8 protein-coding genes are annotated in these 7,553 nt (G+C 70.9%); 3 read left to right on the top strand and 5 right to left on the bottom strand.

The features are described from left to right. From FGF04_RS35530 to FGF04_RS35510, 5 genes are all read right to left on the bottom strand, one after another. The coding region (locus tag FGF04_RS35530) for a polysaccharide deacetylase family protein (RefSeq protein WP_149515510.1) at positions 1-617 on the bottom strand (617 nt) is incomplete at its 3' end. Continuing rightward, the gene (locus tag FGF04_RS35525) at positions 614-1,402 is read right to left on the bottom strand and encodes a polysaccharide deacetylase family protein (protein ID WP_149515509.1); all 789 of its coding nucleotides are present in this window, start codon (positions 1,400-1,402) and stop codon (positions 614-616) included. The genes FGF04_RS35530 and FGF04_RS35525, both read right to left, overlap by 4 nt. Further along, complete coding sequence (locus FGF04_RS35520; RefSeq protein ID WP_149515508.1) at positions 1,324-1,680, bottom strand: YciI family protein; 357 nt, start codon at positions 1,678-1,680, stop codon at positions 1,324-1,326. The genes FGF04_RS35525 and FGF04_RS35520 overlap by 79 nt, the downstream gene beginning before the upstream one ends. Before the next feature lie 131 nt (positions 1,681-1,811). Next, positions 1,812-2,798 (bottom strand): LCP family protein, encoded by a 987-nt coding sequence (locus FGF04_RS35515; protein WP_235882662.1) that lies wholly within the window; start codon positions 2,796-2,798, stop codon positions 1,812-1,814. A 320-nt stretch (positions 2,799-3,118) separates the two neighbouring features. Continuing rightward, positions 3,119-4,144, bottom strand: a complete 1,026-nt coding sequence (locus FGF04_RS35510) for a LacI family DNA-binding transcriptional regulator (RefSeq protein WP_149515507.1) — start codon at positions 4,142-4,144, stop codon at positions 3,119-3,121. 142 nt (positions 4,145-4,286) lie between these two features. Between FGF04_RS35510 and FGF04_RS35505 the strand changes: the two genes are divergently transcribed. The 3 genes from FGF04_RS35505 to FGF04_RS35495 all read left to right on the top strand — a co-directional run bounded on the left by FGF04_RS35505 (position 4,287) and on the right by FGF04_RS35495 (position 7,535). Further along, entirely contained in the window at positions 4,287-5,675 is a 1,389-nt protein-coding gene (locus FGF04_RS35505) for an ABC transporter substrate-binding protein (protein ID WP_149515506.1), read from the top strand. 131 nt (positions 5,676-5,806) lie between these two features. Further along, a complete protein-coding gene (locus FGF04_RS35500; protein ID WP_149515511.1) occupies positions 5,807-6,622 on the top strand; it encodes a carbohydrate ABC transporter permease in 816 nt (271 codons plus the stop codon). Between the two features lie 4 nt (positions 6,623-6,626). Further along, on the top strand, positions 6,627-7,535 hold the full coding sequence (locus FGF04_RS35495) for a carbohydrate ABC transporter permease (protein ID WP_223146434.1): 909 nt from the start codon (positions 6,627-6,629) through the stop codon (positions 7,533-7,535). Positions 7,536-7,553 lie beyond the last annotated feature (18 nt).

Here is a 7,553-nt window from a genome sequence, read left to right as displayed (position 1 = left end):
ACCCCGCAGTCCCCCGCCGCCCGTAACGTGTCGCCGTCGTACTCCCCGTAGGGCGGCCGGAACAGCCGCGGCCGGATCCCGAAGCGCTGCTTCAGCTTCTCCTGCTGGCCGCAGATCTCGGCCCGCTGACCCGCGTACGGCAGCCCCGGCAGGTACGGATGGTCGAGCGTGTGGTTCTGCATGCTCGCGCCGACCGCCCGCAGCCGCCCGAAGTGCGCGTACCCCGGCCCCACCACGCTGTCCGTGAGGAACACCGTGACCGGCAGCCGCAGCTCGCGCACCAGGTCGACGAACCGCGGGTCCCGCTCGGCCCCGTCGTCGAAGGTCAGGAAGACCACCTTGTCGCGGGTCGGGACGCGGTCCACGACGGGCGGCAGCCCCGGCCCCGCGGCGCGCACCGCGGGCCGCCGGACGCCGGGGCGCGGCGCCGGGGCGAGCGGCGCGTCCAGCCCCCAGCGGCGGTACGCGTCCGCCGGCGGCCCGTGCGTGCGCACCTTCTGCGCGGCCTTCTTGCCCAGCCGCTCGATGGGGTCGACGGACTGGGCGCAGCCGGCGAGGGTGCCGGCGAGGCAGAGCGCGGCGGCCAGCAGGACGGCCGTGCCCCTGCGCCGCCTCACAGGTAGTCCTCCAGGCGGGCCACCGCGTACCCCTTCTCGGTGACGAGTTCCAGGAAGCGGCGGACCATGTCGGGCATCGTGCCCTTCCCGTCCTCCCGGCCGCGGAAGTGGCTGAGGACGATGTCCCCGGGGTGCAGGTCGCGGTCCCATTCGCGGTACTCCCAGCGGTCGGCGAAGACCTCCTCGTTCCACAGGGGCACCGCCTCGATGCCGCAGGACTTCGCCGCGCGCAGGGTGTCCTCGTTGTAGTTGCCGAAGGGCGGCCGGAAGAGGACGGGCCGCTTGCCGTACCGCTTCGCGATCACGTCCTGCATGCCGCAGATCTCGCGCTTCTGCCCGGCGTACGACAGGCCCGGCAGGTAGCGGTGGTGGAGGGTGTGGTTGTTCAGGACCACGCCGGTGGCCTGCATCCTCCTGAAGTAGCCGTAGTCCTCCTTGACCAGGTAGTCGCTGAGGAAGGCGGTGTACGGGATCTTCAGCTCGCTCGTCATGCGCAGGAACGCCGGGTCCTTCTCGGCGCCGTCGTCGATGGTGAGGAAGACGACCTTGTCCCCGGTGGGGACGGTCGTGAAGACGGGCGGCAGGCCCTCGTGGTCCGCCACCTCGAAGCCCTTGCGGGTCTTGACGCGGGTCCTCTCCGCGGGGCCGGGGCCCCCGGCCCCGTACGGCCAAGCCCCTGCCGCCGGAACCCGCCGCGCGCCCGGGCTCAGCCCTCGACGATCTCCCGCACCTCGCAGGTCACCGTCCAGTGGGCCTCGTGGATCCGCAGGAACCGCTTGGACCACTCGACCGCCTCGTCCCGGTCCTTGGCCTGCAGCATCATGTACCCGCCGACGACCTCCTTGGTCTCGGTGAACGGCCCGTCGGTGACGGACAGCCCGCCGCCCTCCCAGCGCACCCGCGCCCCCTGCGCGGTCGGCGTCAGCCCCGAGGTGTCCAGCAGCACCCCGGCCTTGGTCATCTCCTCGATCAGCTTCCCCATGCGCTCCATGAGCGCGTCACTGGGACCCTCGGCGGGGGCGTTCTGCTCATCGACACGGATCATCGACAGATAGCGGGGCATGGAGACTCCTCGGTCTTCCGGCTACGGAGACGGGGCCGACCCCCACCTCTCACCCGAGCGTCGAACGGAGCCCCCCGAAATCGACACACCCACCGGATTTCCTCAAGAGTTTCTGGGGAAGCGCTACGCCCTCACCTCAGTGACTCCCACAGCTTTCCCGCCTCCGGTTCCTGCGCCACCACTCGGTTGGTGTCCCAGGGGGCCGGGAGCACCGGCATCGTCACCGTTTGCGTGGTGCTGGAGGAGAGGGACTTCAGGCTGCGGCCCAGGTCCATCAGTTCGGTCAGGGAGTCGAGGCCGGTGTCCGTGGTGAGGCTGCTCGTCAGGGCGTCGGCGACCTTGTAGAGGTGGGTGGGGCTGCCGAGCAGGTCGGTGGCGGAGACCTGGTCCAGGAGCGCCTTCACCAGTTTCTGCTGGAGGCCTATGCGGCCGAGGTCGCTGCCGTCGCCGATGCCGTGCCGCGTACGGGCCAGCGCCAGCGCCTCGGTGCCGTCCAGGTGGTGGGTGCCCGCCTCCAGTTCGAGGTGGCTGTCCTCGTCGGAGATGTCCTCCTCCGTCGTCACCGTCACGCCGCCCAGCGCGTCCACCAGGTCCGCGAAACCGGCGAAGTCGATCTCGATGTAGTGGTCCATGCGGACGTCCGTCATGGCCTCCACCGTCTTGACGGCGCACACCGGCCCGCCCAGCGAGTACGCGCTGTTGAACATCACGCTGTGCGCCTCGGACGTCGTCCCCCCGGAGTTCGACGGGCAGGAGGGGCGGGTGACCAGGGTGTCGCGCGGGATGCTCACCACGGTCGCCTCCGAACGGCCCTCGTCGACGTGGACGATCATCGCCGTGTCGGAGCGGGCGCCCTCGCTGCTGCCGCCGCCGAGCGCCTTGTTGCGCTCGCCGCCGCGCGAGTCCGAGCCGAGGACCAGGATGTTGAGCGCGCCGCTCGGCAGCGGGCTCTCGTCGGCCGTCGGGGTCGTCATCCCCCGGGCCGGCCGGTCGTCGCCGAGCGCGTTGTCGATGTCGACGCTCTTGATGTTGTGGTTCAGGTGCCAGTAGGCCCAGGCCGCCCCGGCCAGTGAGACCACGAGGGCGCAGCCGGCGACGATGCCCGCCGCCTTGAACAGCCGCGACCGGCCCGACCACCACGGCCGCCGCCCTTCACCGGCCGCGCCGGGTGTCGCCTCACCGGCCGCGCCGGGTACCGCGTCACCGGCCGTGCCCGGTGTCGCGTCACCGGTCGTGCCGGATATCGCGGCGTCCTCGCCGTCCTCGCTGCCGGACCCGTCCTCTGCGCCCACGCCATCGCTCACAGGGAGAACGTAAGTCCGAATTATTACAAGGAACAACAACTTGGCGGCTTTACTTCAGGAATTCTCAGGCTTCGTTCAGATTTCCCGGGCTCCCGGTGTCGGGATCCTCGAAACTTTCGGAGCTCCGCCCCCGCTCACGACGGTGGAGCCGTACTGCTGCGGACCACCAGACTCGTGGCCAGCTCCACCCGGGTCGCCGCCGAGGGGCGCTCGGAGCGGCCCAGGTCCAGGACGAGCCGGGTCGCCGCCTCGGCCATCTCCGTCAGCGGCTGGCGCACGGTGGTGAGCGGCGGGCCGACCCAGCGGGCCACCGGCAGGTCGTCGAAGCCGACGATGCTCAGATCCTCCGGCACCCGCAGACCCAGCTCGCGGGCGGCCTCGTACAGGCCGAGCGCCTGGAGGTCGTTGCCCGCGAACACGGCGGTCGGACGGTCGGGGAGCCGCAGCAGCTCCAGCCCGTTGCGGTACCCGCTCTCGTGGTGGAAGTCGCCGTTGCGCACCAGCGCCGGGTCGACCGGCAGCCCGGCGGTGTCAAGCGCCGCCCGGTACCCGTCGAGCCGGGCCCGGCTGCACATCATCCGCGAGGGCCCGGTGATCACGCCGATGCGCCGGTGCCCCAGCTCCGTCAGATGCCGGGTCGCCGCGAGCCCGCCCTGCCAGTTGGTGGCCCCCACGGACGGCGCGTCGTCACCGGGGTCGCCCGCCGGGTCGACCACCACGAACGGGATGGAACGGCTGGTCAGCAGCGCCCGCTGGGACTCGTCGAGCCCGCTGAGGACGAGCACCACCCCGTGCGGGCGGCGGGCGGCGACCTGGTCGGCCCAGGTGCGCCCGGGCGTGAGCCGCCCCGCGCTCTCGGACAGGACCACGCTCAGCCCCTCGTCCCGCGCCACGTTCTCCACGCCCCGGATGACCTCCATCGCCCACGCGCTCTCCAGCTCGTGGAAGACGAGGTCGATGAGCGGCGACCGGGACGCCTCGGCCCGGCGGCGCCGGTAGCCGTGCCGGCGCAGCAGTTCCTCCACCCGGCTGCGGGTCGAGGGGGCCACATCGGCGCGGCCGTTGAGCACCTTCGAAACAGTCGGGGCCGACACCCCAGCCTCGCGGGCGATCTCAGCGAGCGTCGCTGACTGGGCTACGGCGGGATTCGGGCGAGTCATGAACGCGATCGTATCCCTGCGCAACCCCTTGACGAAGACCCTCGACCGCCATACGTTCCCGGAACATTCGGAATCACAACCGAAACATTCGCGACGCGAGTGCGCCGTGCAGACGAGCGTGTCCAGAAGAAGAGGTGCTGTCATGGAGTCGATCAATGGGCGGTCCAGCGGCGGGCGGCCCAGCGGCGCAGGCGCCGCCGCGGGCGCCGGCGCAGGCCCGGGCGGCCGCACGTTCAGCAGGCGCTGGATCCTGGGCGCCGGCGCCACCACCCTGCTCACCACCGGCCTCACCGCCTGCGGCTCCGACAGCGACTCCGGCGGGGGCGGCGGCACCCTCACCGCCTTCGTCTACGGGGACGACGCGGTGAAGGTCCAGCAGGCGGCCGTCGACCGCTTCAACAAGTCCACCGCCGCCAGGACCGCCAAGGGCAAGGTGAAGCTGGAGCGGATCCCGGGCGCGGAGTACCCGGCCAAGCTGCGCACCGCGATGGGCTCCCCGAGCGCCCCCGACATCTTCTTCAACTGGGGCGGCGGGTCGATCAAGGACTACCAGGAGGCGAAGCAGGTCGTCGACCTGACCGACACCATCGAGAACGACCCGGCCCTCAAGTCGGGCTTCCTGCCCGCGGTGCTGGCGGCCGGCGGGCTGGGCGGGCGCCACTACGGGATACCGATGCGCGGCATGCAGCCGGTGATCCTCTTCTACAACAAGGCCCTCTTCGCCGAGCACAAGCTCCAGCCGCCCACCACCTGGGACCAGTTGCAGGACATCAACGCCAAGCTGAAGAAGGCGAAGATCACCCCGTTCGCGCTCGGCGGCGCCGACACCTGGACCGAGCTGATGTGGCTGGAGTACCTCGTCGACCGCATCGGCGGCCCGGAGGTCTTTGCGAGGATCCAGGAGGGCGACGCGTCCGGCTGGGGCGACCCGGCCGTCCTGAAGGCCGCCGAGACCGTCAAGGAGCTCATCGACGACGGCGCCTTCGGCTCGAAGTTCAGCTCGGTCGCGTACACCAACGGCGGCGCGCCCGCGGTCTTCGCCAAGGGCAAGGCGGCGATGCACCTGATGGGCTCGTGGGAGTACTCGACGCAGCTCGGCAAGTTCCCGTCCTTCGCCAAGAACAACCTCGGCTGGTGCGCGTTCCCCTCGGTCGAGGGCGGCAAGGGCGACATCCGCAACGTCGTCGGCAACCCCACCAACTACTGGTCGGTCAACACCCGCGCGGGCAACAAGGACGCCGCGATCGCCTTCCTGAAGGACTGCGCCTCCGAGACGTACGCCAAGGCGCTGGTCGCCAACGGCGACATCCCGACGACCGCGAACGCGGCCAAGCTCCTGGACGCCTCGCCCAACCCGGAGTTCGCGAAGTTCCAGTACGAGATGGTCGAGAAGGCGCCCGCCTTCACGCTCTCCTGGGACCAGGCGGTCGGCTCGCAGACCGCGACCCCGATGCTCACCGAGATCAACAAGCTGTTCGTGGGCAAGTCCTCGCCGAGCGAGTTCGTGTCGGCGCTCAAGGAGCTGAAGTGAGCGCACCGAGCCCCACGAAGGCCCCGGCGGACCGCCCGTCCGCGGAGCCCGGACCGGCCGGGGCCGGGACGGAGGGCCGGCCCCGGCGCTCCGGGACCGCCACGGCCGGCCGGCCGCACGCCGCCTGGGCGCTGCCCGGGGTCCTGTTCTTCGGCTTCTTCGCCGTGGTCCCGATGGGCCTGGCCTTCTACCTCTCCTTCACCAGCTGGGACGGCCTCGGCGACCCGACGCCCGTGGGCCTGGACAACTGGCGCAAGCTGCTCGACGACGACCGGATGCTGCAGTCCCTGTGGCTCACGGTCCTGCTGACGGTGGTGAGCTGGGCCTTCCAGACGGTGATCGCGCTGCTGCTCGGGGTCTGGGCGGCGGGCCGCCAGCGCAACCGGGCGGTGCTGTCCGCGATCTTCTTCGTGCCGTTCCTGCTGTCCTCGACGGCGATCGCGCTGCTGTTCTACGCCCTGCTCGACCCGAACTTCGGCATCATCCAGGAGAACATCCTGGGCTCCTCCAGCGGCGCGTTCCTCGCGATCGTGTTCGTCGGCGGCTGGCAGTTCATCCCCTTCCACACCCTGCTCTACCAGGGCGGGGCGCGGCAGATACCCGAGGTCCTCTACCAGGCAGCGGCCATCGACGGGGCGGGCCGCCACCGCCAGTTCTTCTCGATCACGCTCCCGCAGCTGCGCCACACCATCACGACGTCCACGGTCCTGATGGTCGTCGGCTCGCTCACGTACTTCGAGACCGTCCTCATCCTGACCAAGGGCGGCCCCGGCACGGACACGGCGGTGCTGCCGTACCTGATGTACGAGGCGGGCTTCAAGAGCTACGACTTCGGCTACGCGAGCGCCATCGCGTCCTTCCTGGTGCTGGCCGCCACCGGCCTGTCCCTGATCCTCGTGCGGCTGACCGGCTTCGGCGGCATGCGCAGTACCCGCGAAGGGATGTGACGCAGTGTCACACGATACGTTGCCGCGTCCGCGTCCCGTGAAGAGCGGGGACCGGCCGGCCGGCCCGCCCCCGGCCGGCCGCCGGCGCCGGCACTGGACCAGGCGCGCCAATCCCGTCGCGGGACTCGGCTCGATCCTGTGGCTCGTGGTCGTGATCATCCCGATCTACGCGATGCTCTCGGCCTCCCTCACCAGCCAGGACAAGGCGCTCACCGGCAACCCGCTGAGCCCGCCGACGGACCCGACGCTCGACAACTACAACACCGTGCTGAACAGCGGCTTCGGCCATCTGCTCGCCAACACGGTGATCGTGGCCGTCGCGGTCGTCGGCATCGTCCTCGCCCTCTGCGTCCCGCTCGCGTACGTCGCCGTCCGCACCCGCAACCGCTGGTCGGGCCTGGCCTTCCGGCTCTTCCTGCTGGGCGTCGCGATCCCGGCCCAGGCGGTCGTCGTCCCGCTGTACCTGCTGATCGCCAAGCTCGACCTGTACGACAGCCTGCTGGCGGTCATCCTGCCGACGGCGGCCTTCGCCATGCCGGTCTCGGTGCTCGTCCTGGTGGGCACCCTGCGGGACGTCTCGGAGGAGCTGTACGAGGCGATGGCCCTGGACGGCGCCTCGCCGCAGCGCATGCTGTTCCAGCTCGCCGTCCCGATGGCCAAGGGCGGCATCAGCACCGTCGTCATCTACTCGGCGCTGCAGGCCTGGAACGGCTTCCTCTTCCCGCTGATCTTCACCCAGTCCGACGGCCCGCGCGTCCTGACCCTCGGGCTCTTCAACTACGTCAGCCAGTTCGGCGTGAACATCCCCGCCCTGCTGGCCTCGGTGGTCCTCTCCGGCATCCCGATCTTCGCCGTCTACCTGGTGGCCCGGCGCGCCCTGGTCGGCGGCCTGATGGGCGTGGGCGGAAAGTGAACCCACGCGACCCCGCCC

Origin of the sequence: Streptomyces apricus (assembly GCF_008369065.1) — a bacterium.
GTDB lineage: Bacteria > Actinomycetota > Actinomycetes > Streptomycetales > Streptomycetaceae > Streptomyces > Streptomyces apricus.
Note: the sequence above shows the minus strand (reverse complement) of the source record. Positions and strands in the feature narration are given on the sequence as shown.